Raw genomic sequence first — 16,162 nt, 5'->3', positions numbered from 1 at the left:
TCGGCATAGCCCGTAAGCGGTCTCTGCACTCGCTTACCCGCAAAGTTCACCTTTCACCTTATTTTGCAGTTCGCAGCCAGCGGAGGTCTGCTCGAAGCCGAAGAGCTGAGTGCAGTCCTCCGCCCGGCGTGGCTGCGGACTGCCGCCGCCGAGGGCGGCGCGGACAAAACAGTAAGCGGAAGATTCCTCGCATGCGCCCGCAATGACAACGATTGACCGGCGACCCCTCGACTGCACTCGGGGGGTCGAGGACGGATCGTTTTTCGACTGCTCTCAACTTTTCACATTTCACTTTTCACCTTTCACCTTGATTGTCAGAGGTGTTGCAGGGTGTAGTCGATCATCTTCTGGCGGACGTTGTGCGTGTCGTCGGGCTGCATCGAGTGGTTTTGGTCGGGGTAGATCATCATGTCGTAGCGCTTGCCGGCGCGGTTGAGGGCGCGGGCCATCTCCGCCGTGTTCTGGAAATGGACGTTGTCGTCGGCCGTGCCGTGGATCAGCAGGAGGCGCGTGCGCCCGTCGTCGAGCATCCGCGCGAAATTCAGGGGCGAGTTGTCGTCGTACCCCGCGGCGTTGTACTGGGGCAGGTTGCTGTAGATCTCGGTGTAGATCGAGTCGTAGTAGCGCCACGAGGTCACCGGCGCCACCGCGATGGCCACACGGAACAGCCCGTGCCCTTTCAGAGCGCAGCTCAGGGCCATGAATCCGCCGTAGGACCAGCCGTAGATGCCGATCCGGTCGGGATCGACCCACGGCTGCGACGCGAGGTGGCGGGCGAACGAGAGCTGGTCCTCGGTTTCGAGCGCCCCCAGCCGCCCGTAGGTCTGCTTCTTGAACTTTTCGCCCCGGAACCCCGTGCCCCGGCCGTCGGTGCAGGCGACCACATAGCCCTTGTCGACCAGCGCATCCTCCCAGTCCAGCGACCAGCGGTCGCGGACCTGCTGCGACCCCGGACCCGAGTACTGGGTCAGCAGCACGGGGTAACGCTTCGCCGGATCGAAATCGCGCGGACGCACGATCCAGGCGTGGAGCGTGTCGCCCCGCTCGGTGGTGAACGTGAAGAACTCCCGCACAGGACGGCGCGAAGCGGCCAGTTCGTCCCTGAGTTCGCGGCTCTCGCAGAGCGTGCGGACCGCGCGGCCCGAGCCGTCGGCGATCTCGACCCGGTTGGGCGTCGAGGCGTTGGAAAAGGTCGAGATGTAGTATTTCATCCCGCGGCTCGGCGCGATGTCGTAGTAGCCCTCGCCCGGGGTGAGGCGGCGTTTGTCGCGCCCGTCGAGGCGCACGCTGTACAGATTGCGCCGCAGGGGCGAGGTCTCGGTCGAGAGGTACCACACGCGCTTGCCGTCGGTCCCCACGACGCGGGTCACCTCCCAGTCGCCCCGGGTCACCTGCGAGAGGAGCCCGCTGCGGAGGCTGTACAGATAGAGGTGCATGTAGCCCGTGTGGCTCTCCTGGCGGACCAGGAAGCGGTCGCGGTCGACGAACGTGATCGTGCTGCCGTCCACCCGCTCGACATACTGCTGCGCCCGCTCTTCGTAAGCGGTACGCTGAGCGCCGTGGGGTTCGCAGACGATCATTTCAAAGGTATTCTGGCGGCGGTTGAGGCGATAGAACCAGAGGCGGCCGTCGGGTGTGAAGCCGATGCGGGGGATGTACTGGTCGCTCTCGGGACCGGTGTCGATGCGCGTCTTTTCGCCCGTCGTGAGGTCCGCGACCCACAACTGCACGGTCGCGTTTCGCTCGCCGGCCTTGGGGTATTTGAACGAGAAAGCCCGGTTGTAAAGTTTCCCGTCGTAGCGCATCATCTCCATGAGCGGCACGGCGCTTTCGTCGAAACGCAGGTAGGCCAGGCGGCGGCTGTCGGGCGAGAACGCATAGGCCCGCGTGAAGCCGAACTCCTCCTCGTAGACCCAGTCCGTCGTCCCGTTGATGACCTCGTTCCACACGCCGTCCGTAGTGATGCGGCGCGTTTTTCCCGCAGCTATCTCCCAGAGGTAGAGGTCGTTGCGGTCCGAATAGGCGATCATCCGACCGTCGGGCGAAAAGGTGGCGTCGCGCGGCGCCTCGGCCCCGGTCAGCACGGGACTTAGGGCACTGCCGTCCGAGAGGTAATAGCGCGTGGTGTAGGAGTGGCGGTAGATCGGCGTGCGGCCCGAAGCGATGAGCAGCTGCCGCTCGTCGGGCGAAAAGGCGTAGTCGGTGATCTCCATTCCGGGCTTGGGCTGCGGAAGCAGGCTTACGCCCCGTCCGGCTTCGGCGTAGCGGTAGCGGACGATGTCGCCGGATTCGAGGACGGTATAGTGCTCGCCGTCGTTCATCGAGCGGATGCCGCGCACCGTCTCATTCAGATCGCGCAGGCGCGCTATTTCGGCGTATTCGTTCTGCGCCGCGGCGGTTCCGGCGGTGAAAAGGGACGCCAGCGCGGCAAGGACAAAGGTTTTCAATTCTTAATTTTTAATTCTTAATTCTCAATTCGTTAAGCCTCGGCTCAAATATCCTCCACGTCGAATTCGTACCCGAGCCGCTTGCCCGTGACGAATTTCGAGTTGTCCATCTTGGTGTTGAATTGGTCGACCGTGACGCGCTTGTTCTCCTCGTAAGGCGGCAGCAGCAGATCGAATTCCAACGCAAAGGCGATGGCCGCTTCGAGGATCGGAATGAGGGCGTCGCGGTCGATCTCGGCCTGGCCGAACTGCATGGCCCGCATGGAGTTCTGCTGCTTGCCCTCGACGAAATAGGAGCGCTCGCGGTTGATGAAGATGCGGCCGATCAGGTAGCCCTCGTCGGCGTTGCGGTTGAACTTGAACGAGTCGGAGAGGAAATTGTAGATGTTGACAACCCCGCAGTAGGAGTTCTCTCGGTCGGCCTGGACGTAGGGGTTCTGCCAGATCACGTGGTTGGGGTCGAACTCGAAGACGTCGGTGTGCATCTGGAAGATCAGGATGTCGTTGGCCACCTGCAACTGCGCCTCGAACTTGCCGCGGTCGCGGTATTCGAGCCGCACGCGGCGGTCGAGCTTGCCGTCCAGGGCGTCGTCCATCTCCGAGGCCATCTCCAGCAAGGTCTCCTTGAGGGTGTTGAACGCAGAGAACGTGTTGTCGAAGACCCGCTGCTTGAGCGTCGACTTGCGGACGATCGTCTCCAGGATGCGTGTTCTTAAAGGTGTGGTTTCCATAGGATTGCGTTTTTATTTGATGCGTATTTGCTGCCCCTCGGCGAGCCGCTCGCCCGCGCCGAGGCGGTTCATCTTCTCGATGGAGCGGGTGCGGATGGCGTACGACTGCCCCACGGCCCAGGCCGTTTCGCCCGCCCGGCCGACATGGTGGCGGGCATTGCCCTGCCAGCGCTTTTTCTTGCGCTCGATGTAGACCGTCTCGCCGGGGGCGGGTTGGGCGCGCTTGTCCCGCAGGTCGTTGAACTTGCGCAGGTTGCGCGCCGAGAGGCGGAACTTGCGGCCGATGTTCTCGAACGTGTCGTTCTCTTTCGCAAGCACGTAATGCACGCCGTTGGTGGCGTAGACGTTGTAGCCCGCGTGGGCGTTGATCGTGACGCGGTAGTTGTCGGGGTCGACCGCCGTCTCGGCAGCGACGACGCTGCTTCCGGCCGAGAACCACTCCTCGGGGTCGGTTTTCGTGCCCGTGCGCGAGGCGTAGAGCCTGATCCCGTCGGGGCGGTCCAAGAGGTAGAGCTTCGACTCCTCGATGATGCGCACCAGCCGTTGGGCATAGTCGGGCGCCGTGGCGTAGCCCGCGGCCTTCAGCCCCCGCGCCCAGCTGCGGTAGTCGGTATTCGAATAGGCGAACAGGGAGTCGTAGCGGGGCTGCGAGTCGAGGAACTCGGCGTGGTCGCGGTAGGAGGCTTCGACCGAGGCGTAGGAGCGGAAACACTCGCCCTTGGCGTCGTCGTCGTGGTAGACCTTTCGGCCGGTCCAGCCGCGTTTGCACTTGATGCCGAAATGGTTGTTCGACTTGCACGAGAGCAGGCTGTTGCCGCAGTCCGATTCGAGGATGCCCTGCGCCAAGGTGATGCTCGCGGGGATGCCGTAGCGCTCCATGTGGTCCACGGCGATCGATTTGTAGCGGTCGACGTACTCCTCGCGCGTCAGGCGCGTCTGCGCCGCCAGGTGCGCGGCCGCGAGGAGGAGGATTGCGGCCAGGGATATTGCTTTTTTGGAAATATTCATTAACTTTGTTAGACTTTACGGACAAAGGTATAACTTTCCGTCGAAAATTACAATTCCAAATAAAACCGCCAAACTTATGTTTACCGAAAACGCCAACCGCATCTTCCGCGAGGCCATCGAGGAGTACCACCGCCACGACGACGTGGACCACCCGATCGAAAATCCCTACACGCCCCGAACCCTCGACCACCTGCTCTACCACAAGTGCTGGATCGACACCGTGCAGTGGCACCTCGAAGACATCATCCGCAACCCCGCGATCGACCCCGCCGAAGCCCTGGCGATCAAGCGCCGGATCGACCGTTCGAACCAGGAGCGCACCGACATGGTCGAGTACGTCGACTCGTACCTGATGGACAAATACAGGGACATTGCACCCCGGCCCGACGCGCGGCTCAATACCGAGACCCCGGCCTGGGCGATCGACCGTCTCTCGATCCTGGCGCTGAAAATCTACCACATGGCCGCCGAGACGGCCCGCACCGACGTGGACGACGCCCATCGCGCGGCCTGCCAAAAGAAGCTGGACGTGCTCCTCGCGCAGCAGGTCGACCTGTCGCGCGCCATCGAGGAGCTGATCGAGGACATCGAGGCCGGGCGCAAGTACATGAAGACCTACAAGCAGATGAAGATGTACAACGATCCGGCCCTCAACCCGGTGCTGTATGGCAAAAAATAGGGTTCCGGAGCAGGACGGACAGCAGGCACAGACGGACCGGACCGAAGAGAGGGGATGGACTGGCGGGTCGGCGAACGAGACGGGCCGGGACGGGCGGCCGGGACGGCCTGGGATGGACCAACAGTCGGACCCGCGGCCGGGTAAGGACGCGCGGACGGAACGGCCGGAGTTGCCGGGAGGGCCCGCGGGGTTGGGAGGGCCTGAAAAAGACGGACAGCCGGAGCGGACTGGAAAAGACATGCGGATGGTACAGCCGGAACTGGCCGGGAAACCGGTACAGTCGGGAAAGGACGCGCGGACGGAACAACCCGACCGGACCGGGAAAGCTGCCGGGCGAGCGTTGCCGCGCCACCTGTTGGTGCTGCGCACCTCGGCCATGGGCGACGTGGCGATGCTGCCGCACGCTTTGCTCGCGTTGAAAGCCGCCTACCCCGATCTGCGGATCACCGTGGCCACGCAGCCGCAGTTCCGCCCGTTCTTCGGGGGGTTGGACGTGGAGTTTCTCGACGTGAATACCAAGGGGGCCGAGCACTCCCTGGCCGGAATGTGGCGCCTGGCGCGGGAGGCACGCAGGCGGGGCGTGGATGCCGTGGCTGACGTACACGGCGTAATGCGCTCCGAGGCGTTCAGCCTCTCGATGCGGCTGCACGGGGTACCCGTGGCCGCAATCGACAAGGGCCGCCGCGAGAAACGGCGCTTTATCCGCGAGGGCGGCCGCCGGGCCGAGCCGCTCCGGCACACCGTGCTGCGCTACTGCGACGTCTTCCGCCGCCTGGGATTCGCATGCGACGATCCCCGTCCCGCCGTGCCGCGCGAGCGGCCCAATCCATTCGGAACGAAGCACGGCGTGTGGGTCGGATTCGCGCCTTTCTCGGCCCACCCGGGCAAGACCTACCCTGCGGAGCAGCGCCGCGAGGTCGTGCGGCTGCTGGCCGGGCGCTACGAGCGGGTGTTCATCCACAGCGGGGGCGGCGCCGAAGCCGCGTTCGCCGAAGAGATGGAGCGGACCTACCCCAACGTCACGGCCCTCTGGGGCAAGGTGCGTTTCGAGGGGGAGATGGATCTGCTGTCGCATCTCGACTGCGTGGTGGCGATGGATTCGCTGGTGATGCACCTCGCCTCGCTCGTGGCCACGCCCGTGGTATCGGTCTGGGGCGCGACGCACCCCGGACTGGGGTTTGCGGGCTGGGGGTGCGACTCGCAACTCGTATTGCAGGCCGACCTCGCGTGCCGCCCCTGCTCGGTCTACGGCGCCAAGCCCTGCCGCTACGGCGATTACCGCTGCCTGCGGGCCGTCACGCCGGAAATGATTGCGGCCAAGGTGGCCGGGGCGGTCGGCCGCTGAAATGAAAAAACCTCCGTCGAAAACGGAGGTTTTTTCGTGACGGGGAGCGGGTTACTCGTTGGCCTTGGTGTAGACTGCATCGGTACCCTCGATCGTGAGGGAGTAGCTGTCGTCCGCCCCTTTCGAGATCAGCCCCGTCTGGGTGAAATCGATCGTCTGGCCGTTGCCCAGGCTTTGGCCGAAGAGTTCGATGCGGTTCGGCTCGCCGGTGAGTTTCCACGCATTGTAAAGCAGCGTGGCCATGTTGATCGACTGCGCCTGGCCCTCGACCTCGATCTCGATGCCCATCACGGCCTCGGGATCGTTGGGGTCGGCCATTGTCCAGCGGCCGACGGCCGCGGAGTAGGTGGGGTCGGTGGCTACCCGGGTGGCAGCGATGCCCTCCTTGAGCCTCCCTTTGTAGTCCACGGTGATCGGCGCTCCGAGCAGCAGCCCGTAAGCGGCGGCCTTGTCGGCGTTCATCGTCGAGAAAGTGACGGTCCGGTCGCCCACCGACTCCTTGACCGTGACGGTGTTCATCGAGGCGTCGGCAATGGTGCCGGTAAAAGTTTTGGGCTCGTTCGAGCAGGAGGCGGCCAGGCCCATAACAGCCAGTGCGGCCAGCGTAATTCGGATGTTTTTCATCGCTCTATTTTTTATGGGGTTTGTTGCGGATGTATTCGTCGATGGCCCGGGCCGCGGTGCGCCCGGCACCCATAGCGAGGATCACGGTGGCGGCCCCCGTGACGGCGTCGCCGCCCGCGAAGACCCCCTCGCGGGTGGTGGCGCCGTGCTCGTCGGCCGTGATGCAGCCCCGGCGGTCGGTCGCAAGGCCCTCGGTGGTGGCCGAGAGCAGCGGGTTGGGCGAAGTGCCCAGCGCCATGACGACCACCTCGCAGTCGATGTCGAACTCCGAGCCGGGTTTGGCTACGGGCGAGCGCCGGCCGCTCGCGTCGGGTTCTCCGAGCTCCATCTCCACGCACCGCAGGCCGCGCACCCAGCCCCGCTCATCGCCGAGCACCTCCACGGGGTTGGTCAGCATCCGGAAGCGGATGCCCTCCTCGCGGGCGTGGTGGACCTCCTCGACACGGGCCGGGAGCTCCCGCTCGGAGCGGCGATAGACGATGGTGGCCTCGGCGCCGAGCCGCCTGGCCGTGCGCACGGCGTCCATGGCCACGTTGCCGCCGCCGACGACCGCCACGCGCCGCCCGACGTAGATCGGGGTGTCGTACTGCGCGTCGTAGGCCCGCATCAGGTTGGCGCGCGTGAGGAACTCGTTGGCCGAGACCACGCCGTTGAGGTTTTCGCCCGGGATGCCCATGAAGCGGGGCAGGCCGGCCCCCGAACCGATGAAGACGGCGTCGAACCCCTCCTCGTCCAGGAGCGAGTCGACGGTTAGGGTGCGGCCTACGATCACGTCGGTCTCGATCTCGACGCCCAACCGGCGGACCGCCTCGATTTCGCGCGCCACGATGCGCTCCTTGGGCAGGCGGAACTCGGGAATGCCGTAGACCAGCACGCCGCCCGGTTCGTGCAGCGCTTCGAAAATTTTGACCCCGTAGCCCATCCGGGCCAGGTCGCTCGCGCAGGCCAGACCCGCCGGGCCGCTGCCGATGACGGCCACGCGGCCTTTGTTGCGGGGCGCAGGCTCGGGCGCGGCGCCGTGGTCGATTTTCCAGTCGCCGACGAAGCGTTCGAGTTTGCCGATGGCCACCGGTTCGCCCTTGATACCCAGGATGCAGGCGCCCTCGCACTGCGTCTCCTGGGGGCAGACGCGGCCGCAGATGGAGGGCAGCGAGCTGTCGGCCGCGATCAGGTCGGCGGCCCGCTGCAACTGGCCGGCATGCAGCGCGGCGATGAAATCGGGGATGCGGATGCCCACGGGGCAGGCGCCCACGCAGCGGGGATTCCTGCACTGCAAACAGCGCGAGGCCTCCGCCGTGGCCTCTTCGAGGCTGTAGCCGTACGACACCTCTTCGAAATTGGTCGCACGCAGTTCGGGGTTTTGTTCGCGTACGGGGACGCGGGGTATTTTGGTTGCCATTTATTCAAGTGAAAGGTGAAAAGTGAAAGGTGAAAAGTCGGCGGAGGAAAATGAACTGGATGACGGGTGAAATTCGAAAAGCCTGCGAAAAACCTTTCCGATTCCACCCCCCCCTGCTACTTGTCAAGACCTATTTTACATCGGTGGCCTGCTTCGCGCTCTGCGGCCAGGGCCGCGCGGCGCTGCTCCTCGGAGCGATACATGCCCTGGCGGCGCATCGCCTCGTCGAAATCGACCTGGTGGGCGTCGAACTCGGGGCCGTCGACGCACGTGAAGCGCGTGCGGCCGCCGACCGTGACGCGGCACGCTCCGCACATGCCCGTGCCGTCGACCATCAGCGCATTGAGCGACACGGTGGTCCGCAGACCGTATTTCAGGGTGGTGAGGGCCACGAATTTCATCATAATCATCGGACCGATGGCCACGCATTCGTCGTAGTGCGCACCCTCGGCGATCCGTTTTTCGAGCAACTGCGTAACCAGCCCCTTGAACCCCTCCGAGCCGTCGTCGGTGGCGATGTAGAGATTCCCGGCCACGGCGCGCATGGCGTCGGTATAGATGAGCATCTCGCGGTTTTTGGCGCCGATGATGACGTCGACCGCGACGCCGTGCTCGTGGAGCCACTTGACCTGTGGATAGACCGGGGCCGTGCCGACGCCGCCGGCAATGAAGACGTAGCGTTTGCGGCGCACCTCGTCGAGAGGCTGCGTGACGAACTCCGAGGGGTGGCCGAGCGGGCCGGCAAAGTCGGCGAGGGATTCACCCGCTTCGAGGGCGCAAATCTTGCGCGTCGAGACGCCGATGGTCTGCGTGACGATGGTGACGCTGCCCGCTTCCGGATCGTAATCGGCGATGGTGAGCGGCACGCGCTCGCCGCGCTCGTCCGCGCGGACGATGACGAACTGCCCCGGCCGGGCCGAGCGGGCCACGCGCGGAGCGAGGATCTTCATCAGGTAGATGCCCGGGGCCAGGCACCGTTTTTCAAGAATGGGGAACATGGTATCTGTTTTAGTCTTTTCAGTTTTCGATGATTGCCGTGACGCGCACCCGCCTCATCGGACGCTGCGGGTCGTTGGTGATGATTACGAGGTGATCAGTGAGGATGCCGTAGTCGTGGGAAGCGGGGTCGAGGAGCAGCTCCGTGGAGAGGGTTTCGCCAGCCGCGATGCGCTGCCCGGGAGCGAGCGTCGTAGCGTAGTGTCCCCGGTTTTCGACGGCCCGGATCACCAGTTCGCCCTGCCCGGCGTTCGTAAGGCGAAGCGTACGGCGCTGCACGGGAGCGCCCCGTTTGACGGCCCCGAACTTGACGATGCTCTCCTCGGGTTCGAACCGCGGGGAATTTTGCGGGTCCGCGTCCGCAGGGTTGTCCACACCGATGCCGTGCGCCACGATCGTCGTGCCGTTGCTGCGGCCGTCGACCAGGACCTCCAGCGCATCGCGCAGCGTGCCGTAACGGGGCTCGCCGGACGGGACGAGGTACGCGAGGCCGATCTGACCCTCCTCGCCGGGGGCGATCCGGCGCGGATAGTGTGGGGTGAGTACCCCGCTCCCGGCCTGGGACCGCAACTCGAGCGTGAGTTCCCGGGCGGAGGTATTGACGTAACCGACAGCCGACTGCATCTGCTGTCCCGGATAAATATAGGTAAAGGCGCAGAGTGTCCCGTCGAGCCGCAGTCCGCCTCCGGCGTCGACCGGATAGCGCTCCGCAAGGCTCCGGGGCCGCGGCGCGACGGTGCCCCGCACCCCGAGCGTGGCGATCTTCCGCCGCTGGGATGAGTAAACGTCGAGATCCTTGGAGAAAGTGCCCGGCCGGTTGGTCGGGTCGAACGTTACGGTGATGCGTGTCTTTTCGCCCGGCAGAACCGGTTTGCGCGAAAATTCGGGCACCGTACAGCCGCACGAGGTCACCACGTCCAGTATCACCACGGGGTCTTCGCCCAGGTTCTCGCCTGTAAAGGTATGCGTCACACGCCCGTCGGACTCTTCGATGGTGCCGAAATCCCATTCCGCGGGATCGAAAACCAACTGGGCGCGGGCCGTCTGGAAGAGACAAAGCGCGAGCAGTGCAAGCGGTATCGTACAGTTTCGTAACATCTCGAATTGGTTGTTCGGTATGCAAAGGTACATTTTTTTGAAAAATTCGTGCAATAATTTTGCGGGAATAAAAAAATGCTCTATATTTGCACTCCGAAACGGTTCGGAAAACCGGCTCGAATGCCTGAATAGCTCAGTTGGTTAGAGCACATGACTGTTAATCATGGGGTCCTAGGTTCAAGTCCTTGTTCAGGCGCAGATGCGCGAGGGTTGCGTAAAGGTTCTTTAGACTTTCTGCAAAGTATTTCGGAACAAAAAATTTCGCTAAAGTTTGGAGTTCCAGAAAATTGAATTACCTTTGCAGTCCCGAGCCATTTTTAGGGGAGCTTAGCTCAGCTGGTTCAGAGCGTCTGCCTTACAAGCAGAGGGTCGGGGGTTCGAATCCCTCAGCTCCCACAGATTTAGATCGACCACTTACAGCGATGCAGGTGGTTTTTTTATCGAGGGAGCATAGCTCAGTTGGTTTAGAGCGCCTGCTCGACAAGCAGGAGGTCTGCGGTTCAAATCCGCATGTTCCCACAACATTTTCAAGCAGTTGCAGCGATGCGGCTGCTTTTTTGTTGGTGCGGGTTTGTGCTCGGTTTGGTTCGGGAGTATCCGGATCGCTTCCAAGGGACGACAACGGGTGCGAATGCACAGAAAGGTCGTGGAGCGGACGGCTGCACGCAGGCGGAGTGGGGGCTGCCCAATCACGGTGAAGCAGGGATAAGGACATGCTCCGGCAGGACGAGCGCTATCGGGTAACGAACGGTCGAGGCTTGCGGGAAAGCGACCGGGCGATCAGTCGAACGTAAAGGCGGCCCGCAGGTAGGCGTAGCGGCCCAGGTAGGAGGTGCTGCCGGTGCGGATGTAGTCCGTTTCGAAAACCGTCGTGGCGTAGTCGGGCCGGTTGAGGATGTCGACCACCCCGCAGCTCAGCGAAAAGCGGTTCTTCTTGCCGAACTTGCGGCCGGCCGAGGCGTTCAGCACCACCGTGTGGCGCGTAAGCTCTTGCGAGCGGCTGTTGCAGTAAAATTCGTAATTCGTGCCGACGAAGCCGAAATAGCGGCCCAGGCTGAGGTTGAGGCTCGCCTGCACGTTTTCGCTCAGGGCGTCGGTGCATTCGCTGCGGGTCCGGTAGCGGCTCAGGGAGGTATTCGAGTAGACCACCAGACGGACCTTGGTCGAAAAGCCCGATTCGAAACCCACGACGGCCGAAAGGGTGTGGCTGCCCGAGCGGTAGAGCGCCTCGTCGAGGAAATAGGGCTGCTGGTTGAAGCCGTAGCTTAGGTTGGCGCGCAGCGTCGAGCGCAGCGCCAGCAACTGCTGCGAGTAGCGCAGTGCCGCCTGCACCCGGTAGCGGCCTCCGACATTGCGCTGCGTGGTGAGCTGGGAGCCGCGCCGGGCCGTGTAGTCGTACTGCGGCAGGTAGGTGTCTTCCAGAAAGAGCGTGCGCCGCGTGGCGATGTAATTGAACGTGTAGCTGCCGTCGAGTGAGAGGCTCAGGGTGCGGGCCGCATGGGCATCGATGCGCGAGTAGGAGACCGAACCGTCGATCTTGTTGGCCATTTTCAGATCGGGATTGCCGGCTTGCAAAAAGAGCGGATCGGTCGAGTTGAGCGTCGGCCGCAGCATCTCGGTGGGGATGGTCTCCGACCGGGAACTCAGATCGAACTGGAATCGGTTGCGCGACTTTCCCAAAAGCAGGAGCAGGTTGGGGTTGAGCTGGAAGAAGCGGCGGGGGAAGCGTTGCGCTTCGGGGAACGTCTCGTTGCGGGAAATGTCCCGCAGGGCCGCTTCGAGGTTGAAACGACACACGAGGATATCGTGCGGAGCATAGCTCCAGGAGGCATTCAGGCTGTGGCCGCTCTCGGCGATGGCGTAGCGGTAGGAATTGGTCGTATCGACCCGTCCCCGCGGGTCATCGAGGTAGTCGAGCGAGCGGCGCTCGGAGCTGTTGCGGCTGCGGTCGAACCGGTATCGGAGCGAGAAGTTGGAGAATTCCCCCGTCTGGTAGGAAAAATAGATTTCTCCGTACAGATTCCACTGCCGCGCATGACCGCCGTTGCGCAGAATCGTGCGCAGTCCGGGCGTCGAGGCCAGCGTATCGACCTGCCAGCCGTTGCTGTCGTTGTCCGTATAGGAACCTCCGGCGGCGAAAGTCAGCGACGCCTTTTCCAGAAAGCGGATCGCATAGCCTATCCGGCCGTCAGCCCCGAGGCCGCGCGTGCGGGAGTCGGAATTGAGGCGCGTGCGCGTAACCTCCCGGTCGATGGTTTGCGTGGTGGCGTTGCGGCCGAGCGAATTGTCGTCATTGAACCGCAAGCCCACGGTCGCATGGAACAGATGCCTCTTGTATCTGAAAAACGTGTGGTTGTTCAGCGCTGCCGAAAGGTTTTTCGAAAGAGCCTCCGAAAGCGTTTCGCTCAATCGGAGAGCGTAGGCTTCGGTGGGAAAATAGTCGGTCTGCGAGGTGCTGACGCTGCTCGTGCGGCCCCGGCGGAACCGGGCCGTGGTTGCGATCCGGGCCGAATCGCCTCGGCGGTACTCGTGCGAGAGGTCGACCGCGGTCTTCTTGGTCGGGGTAACCCGCGACTGCATCGAACCCTCGTCCCGATTGCCTTCGTCCTTGGAGTTGGAGGCCGACAGCCGGAAACTCCCCGTTTCGGCGTGGCGGAACAGGGAGAGCTGCTCGGCATGGCGGACCTCCCGGCGTCCGGAGTAGTCCCGCTCGATGCTCGCGCCCCCGATCGCCTCCGCCTGGCCGCCCAACAGGGTTTGGCGTTTGGATTTGGTCTCCACGTCCATCACTTTCTCCTTTTTGGCCGTGTGGTCGCCCATGTAACGTGCGTCGGGGTTTTGCTCCTCGTAGACGCGCACGCTTTTGACGTCGCTGGCGACCATGTCCCGCAGCGAAGCGTTGGGGTTCGAGCCGAAGAGGTTGCGCCCGTCCACGTAGACGCGCTTGACCTCCTCGCCGTCGGCGTAGAGGCGGTTTTCACGAATCTCCACGCCGGGCAGTTGCTTGATCAGCTCCGAAAACCGGTCGTCCGCCAGCGTCTTGAACGCTCCGGCGTTGTAGACCACCGTGTCGCCCTTGTAGACCATGGCGATCTGCTTGCCCAGGACGACCACCTGGCCGATGGTCGTGGAGTCGGGCTCCATCTCCACCGGAACAAAACCTGAAAAATCATAGGGCGAATAACGGCGGTGGAACTCCTTGTAACCCAGGAAGCTGACCGTCAGATCGACCGAATCGCGGAACAGCTTGTCGCAGACGAATTCGGCCTCATCGATGTAGGTCGAAGCACTGCGCACGGTGACGCCCCGAAGCGTGTCGGCGCCCGAGACGATCCGCACCGTGGCCCCGACGAGCTGTTCGCGGCCGGATTTGTCCCGCACGACGATCAGGGTGCCCGCACCGTAGCCGCTGCGGGCGGCGAAGGCCCGCAATGCAAGGAGCAGAAGAATCACACAGGTCAGCAGAAGAGGTGCGGGTTTCACGTTGCGCGCCGAATTTGACGCAAGATAGGATTATTTCGGCAAATTGCAAAAAAACGCCGTCCCCGAAATTCGGGGACGGCGTACGGGATCAGGCCTGCGGGGTGCGTTTGCGGCGGCTCATCACCCCGCTGATGATGATCGGGATGGCCAGGAACACCACCGTGCCGATGATGACCAGCCACGTATACATGGCCGGACTGCCCACCGGGAGCTGCGAGGGCGGGAAGAAAGTGACCACGAAAGCGAACAGCACGGCCAGAAAGCCGATGCCCGCGACGAACCACATGCCCGCGTTGCCGCCCGGGATGCGGTAGGTGCGCTTCAGGTCGGGCTGCGAGTAGCGCAGGCGGATGCCGGCGGCGTACATCATCATGTACATGATAAGGTACAACCCTACCGTCAGCGCACTCAACAGGAAAAACGCCACGCTCACGTCGTTCATGAAGATATAGAGCGACGAGAGCACCGAGACGATGCAGCCTTGGATCAGCAGAATGTTGATCTGCACCCCATTCTTGTTGGTTTTCTGCATGAAGCCCGGCAGCACGCCCTCCTTGGCCGTCCAGAGCAGACCGCGGCTGGGACCCGAAATCCACGACATGACGCCCGCCAGGGCTCCGAACGCCACCAGGAGCCCCATCACGTTCGAGAGCCAGCCCACATGGTAGTGGTCGAAGACGATCTGGTAGGTGGTGAAGAGGCCCGACTGGAGGTTGATCCGGTCGTAAGGCAGGATGATCGCCACGGCCAGCGCCCCTAAGGTGAAGAGCGCAAAGGAGATCAGTGCCGCCAGAAACATGGCCTTGGGGAACTGCGACTGCGGGTTCCTGAGCTCGGGAGCGTGTACGGCATGCACCTCGACACCGGCGAAAAGCAGCAGAATACCGGCCAGAAAGGCGATGTCGTTCATGCCCGAGATATGGGGAAAGAGCCTCGGATGCACGTGCTGCATCGCATCGACGTTGACCACCTGGCTTACCTCGGCCGGAATGTGGCGCATGGCGTCGGGGTTGCCCGTGGCCAGCCAGACGATCGCCATGACGATCACGACGATGCCCGGCAGCACCGTGCCGATCAGAAAGCCCTTGGAAGTGATCGACGAGATGGCGTCGGTGCCGCGCAGCGTCACCAGCGTGGCGCACCAGTACATGGCGATCGAGAAGAGACCCACGTAAAGCCCGTTCTGCGCCAGATCGGGCATGCCGATCATGTAGGCGATCGACGCCGCGGCGAAGCCCAGCACCGTCGGGTACCAGACCACGTTCTGAATCCATTGCAGGAAGATGGCCGTGAAGCCCAGGCGGCTGTTGAACGCCTCCTTGACCCAGGTGTAGACCCCGCCGCCCCGGTCGGAGTAGGCGCTGCCCAGCTCGGCGCCCACCAGCGCCGCGGGAATCAGAAAGAGGAACGTGGCGAAGAAGATATAGAAGAACATGGTCAGCTCCTCCTGCGCCATCATCGGAAGACCCCGCAGGCTGATGACGGCGGCGGCCGTCATCAGGGCCAGCTGGGTGGTGGAGATGTTTTTCGATTTAGCCATGAGTTCGTTGTTTTTGTTCGGAGCATCCCGAACAGTTTTCGTGCCACTATGCGGGTAAGCATGGGGGAGCGGCCGCAACAGGGATTTCAGCGTCATGCCGCAAAAACAGAAGCGGAAAATTCAGCACATGCGTTCGGAATGAGACCTTCCGTACGTGTTTTACCGCCGCTCGTAGCGGTCGCCGACGACTTTCCAGTCGATGCGGTTCCAGAGGGCTTCCACGGCGTCGGGACGGCGGTTGCGGTAGTCGATGTAGTAGGCGTGCTCCCAGACGTCGATGGTCATAAGCGGGCGCATGCCGTGCCGCATGGGGTTGCCGGCATTGGCCTCGCTCACGACGGCCAGCCGGCCCGACTTGTCCTCGGCCAGCCACACCCAGCCCGAGCCGAACAGCCCGGCGGCGGCCTTGCTCATCTGCGCTTTCAGCTCGTCGAGCGAACCGAAGCTGCGGTCGATCGCCTCCAGCAAGGCCCCCGACGGCTCTTTGCGGGGCCGGGGCGAGAGCTGGTCGAAATAGAATTCGTGGTTCCACGCCTGCGCGGCGTTGTTGTAGATGGGCCCGTCGGCCGAGAGGATGATGTCCTCGAGCGGCTGGTCGGCAAACGGCGTGTCGACGATCAGTTCGTTGAGTTTGTTCACATAGCCCACGTAGTGCTTGTCGTGGTGGTAGTGGAGCGTCTCCTCGGAGAGCTCGGGCGCCAGGGCGTCGTAGGCATACGGGAGGTCTTTGGGCGTGAAGCGCGCCTCTTTCATCATGTCGGTTGCCATAAAGGGTAATATTAGGAGTGATAGTAAAAGCGGATACATACGGG

Annotated in this window: 12 protein-coding genes and 3 tRNA genes; 5 read left to right on the top strand and 10 right to left on the bottom strand. The window is 63.3% G+C overall.

What is annotated here, in order from left to right:
* Window positions 1–314: 314 nt before the first annotated feature.
* From ACMQ11_RS09895 to ACMQ11_RS09885, 3 genes are read right to left on the bottom strand one after another with little or no spacing between them, the layout of a single operon-like run.
* A complete protein-coding gene (locus tag ACMQ11_RS09895) occupies window positions 315–2,447 on the bottom strand; it encodes a S9 family peptidase (protein ID WP_418992606.1) in 2,133 nt (710 codons plus the stop codon).
* Window positions 2,448–2,491: 44 nt separating this feature from the next.
* On the bottom strand, window positions 2,492–3,178 hold the full coding sequence (locus tag ACMQ11_RS09890; RefSeq protein WP_418992605.1) for a hypothetical protein: 687 nt from the start codon (window positions 3,176–3,178) through the stop codon (window positions 2,492–2,494).
* 12 nt (window positions 3,179–3,190) lie between these two features.
* Window positions 3,191–4,186 (bottom strand): glucosaminidase domain-containing protein, encoded by a 996-nt coding sequence (locus ACMQ11_RS09885; protein WP_418992604.1) that lies wholly within the window; start codon window positions 4,184–4,186, stop codon window positions 3,191–3,193.
* A gap of 76 nt (window positions 4,187–4,262) precedes the next feature.
* Here ACMQ11_RS09885 and ACMQ11_RS09880 point away from each other — a divergent pair, with 76 nt between their 5' ends.
* Window positions 4,263–4,865: a DUF4254 domain-containing protein gene (locus ACMQ11_RS09880; RefSeq protein WP_418992603.1), complete on the top strand. Its 603-nt coding sequence runs from the start codon at window positions 4,263–4,265 to the stop codon at window positions 4,863–4,865.
* A gap of 244 nt (window positions 4,866–5,109) precedes the next feature.
* A complete protein-coding gene (locus tag ACMQ11_RS09875) occupies window positions 5,110–6,210 on the top strand; it encodes a glycosyltransferase family 9 protein (protein WP_418992602.1) in 1,101 nt (366 codons plus the stop codon).
* Window positions 6,211–6,261: 51 nt separating this feature from the next.
* Here ACMQ11_RS09875 and ACMQ11_RS09870 read toward each other — a convergent pair whose 3' ends face one another.
* The 4 genes from ACMQ11_RS09870 to ACMQ11_RS09855 form a co-directional block, all read right to left on the bottom strand.
* Window positions 6,262–6,834: a lipocalin family protein gene (locus ACMQ11_RS09870; protein ID WP_418992601.1), complete on the bottom strand. Its 573-nt coding sequence runs from the start codon at window positions 6,832–6,834 to the stop codon at window positions 6,262–6,264.
* A 4-nt stretch (window positions 6,835–6,838) separates the two neighbouring features.
* On the bottom strand, window positions 6,839–8,233 hold the full coding sequence (gltA, locus tag ACMQ11_RS09865; protein WP_418992600.1) for an NADPH-dependent glutamate synthase: 1,395 nt from the start codon (window positions 8,231–8,233) through the stop codon (window positions 6,839–6,841).
* Between the two features lie 116 nt (window positions 8,234–8,349).
* Window positions 8,350–9,231, bottom strand: a complete 882-nt coding sequence (locus ACMQ11_RS09860) for a sulfide/dihydroorotate dehydrogenase-like FAD/NAD-binding protein (RefSeq protein WP_418992599.1) — start codon at window positions 9,229–9,231, stop codon at window positions 8,350–8,352.
* Window positions 9,232–9,250: 19 nt separating this feature from the next.
* A complete protein-coding gene (locus ACMQ11_RS09855; RefSeq protein WP_418992598.1) occupies window positions 9,251–10,327 on the bottom strand; it encodes a DUF1573 domain-containing protein in 1,077 nt (358 codons plus the stop codon).
* Between the two features lie 122 nt (window positions 10,328–10,449).
* Here ACMQ11_RS09855 and ACMQ11_RS09850 point away from each other — a divergent pair.
* The 3 genes from ACMQ11_RS09850 (at window position 10,450) to ACMQ11_RS09840 (ending at window position 10,846) form a co-directional block, all read left to right on the top strand.
* Window positions 10,450–10,523: transfer RNA gene (locus ACMQ11_RS09850), tRNA-Asn, on the top strand.
* 125 nt (window positions 10,524–10,648) lie between these two features.
* Window positions 10,649–10,723 (top strand) — tRNA-Val (locus tag ACMQ11_RS09845).
* 48 nt (window positions 10,724–10,771) lie between these two features.
* A tRNA-Val gene (locus ACMQ11_RS09840) sits at window positions 10,772–10,846 on the top strand.
* Between the two features lie 261 nt (window positions 10,847–11,107).
* Here the strand turns inward: ACMQ11_RS09840 and ACMQ11_RS09835 are convergent.
* The 3 genes from ACMQ11_RS09835 to ACMQ11_RS09825 all read right to left on the bottom strand — a co-directional run bounded on the left by ACMQ11_RS09835 (window position 11,108) and on the right by ACMQ11_RS09825 (window position 16,157).
* Entirely contained in the window at window positions 11,108–13,810 is a 2,703-nt protein-coding gene (locus ACMQ11_RS09835; RefSeq protein WP_418992597.1) for a hypothetical protein, read from the bottom strand.
* Window positions 13,811–13,898: 88 nt separating this feature from the next.
* A complete protein-coding gene (locus ACMQ11_RS09830; RefSeq protein WP_418992596.1) occupies window positions 13,899–15,350 on the bottom strand; it encodes an amino acid permease in 1,452 nt (483 codons plus the stop codon).
* Between the two features lie 159 nt (window positions 15,351–15,509).
* Window positions 15,510–16,157, bottom strand: a complete 648-nt coding sequence (locus tag ACMQ11_RS09825; protein WP_418992595.1) for a superoxide dismutase — start codon at window positions 16,155–16,157, stop codon at window positions 15,510–15,512.
* Window positions 16,158–16,162: the final 5 nt, after the last annotated feature.

Source organism: Alistipes sp. (assembly GCF_048465575.1).
Lineage (GTDB): Bacteria > Bacteroidota > Bacteroidia > Bacteroidales > Rikenellaceae > Alistipes.
This window is presented reverse-complemented; position numbering and strand designations above follow the sequence as displayed.

Coding starts and splice junctions, on each gene's coding strand:
- ACMQ11_RS09890 (WP_418992605.1), bottom strand. CDS start 3,178: ATGGAAACCACACCTTTAAGAACACGCATCCTGGAGACGATCGTCCGC.
- ACMQ11_RS09860 (WP_418992599.1), bottom strand. CDS start 9,231: ATGTTCCCCATTCTTGAAAAACGGTGCCTGGCCCCGGGCATCTACCTG.
- ACMQ11_RS09830 (WP_418992596.1), bottom strand. CDS start 15,350: ATGGCTAAATCGAAAAACATCTCCACCACCCAGCTGGCCCTGATGACG.
- ACMQ11_RS09885 (WP_418992604.1), bottom strand. CDS start 4,186: ATGAATATTTCCAAAAAAGCAATATCCCTGGCCGCAATCCTCCTCCTC.
- ACMQ11_RS09855 (WP_418992598.1), bottom strand. CDS start 10,327: ATGTTACGAAACTGTACGATACCGCTTGCACTGCTCGCGCTTTGTCTC.
- ACMQ11_RS09880 (WP_418992603.1), top strand. CDS start 4,263: ATGTTTACCGAAAACGCCAACCGCATCTTCCGCGAGGCCATCGAGGAG.
- gltA (WP_418992600.1), bottom strand. CDS start 8,233: ATGGCAACCAAAATACCCCGCGTCCCCGTACGCGAACAAAACCCCGAA.
- ACMQ11_RS09825 (WP_418992595.1), bottom strand. CDS start 16,157: ATGTATCCGCTTTTACTATCACTCCTAATATTACCCTTTATGGCAACC.
- ACMQ11_RS09870 (WP_418992601.1), bottom strand. CDS start 6,834: ATGAAAAACATCCGAATTACGCTGGCCGCACTGGCTGTTATGGGCCTG.
- ACMQ11_RS09875 (WP_418992602.1), top strand. CDS start 5,110: ATGGTACAGCCGGAACTGGCCGGGAAACCGGTACAGTCGGGAAAGGAC.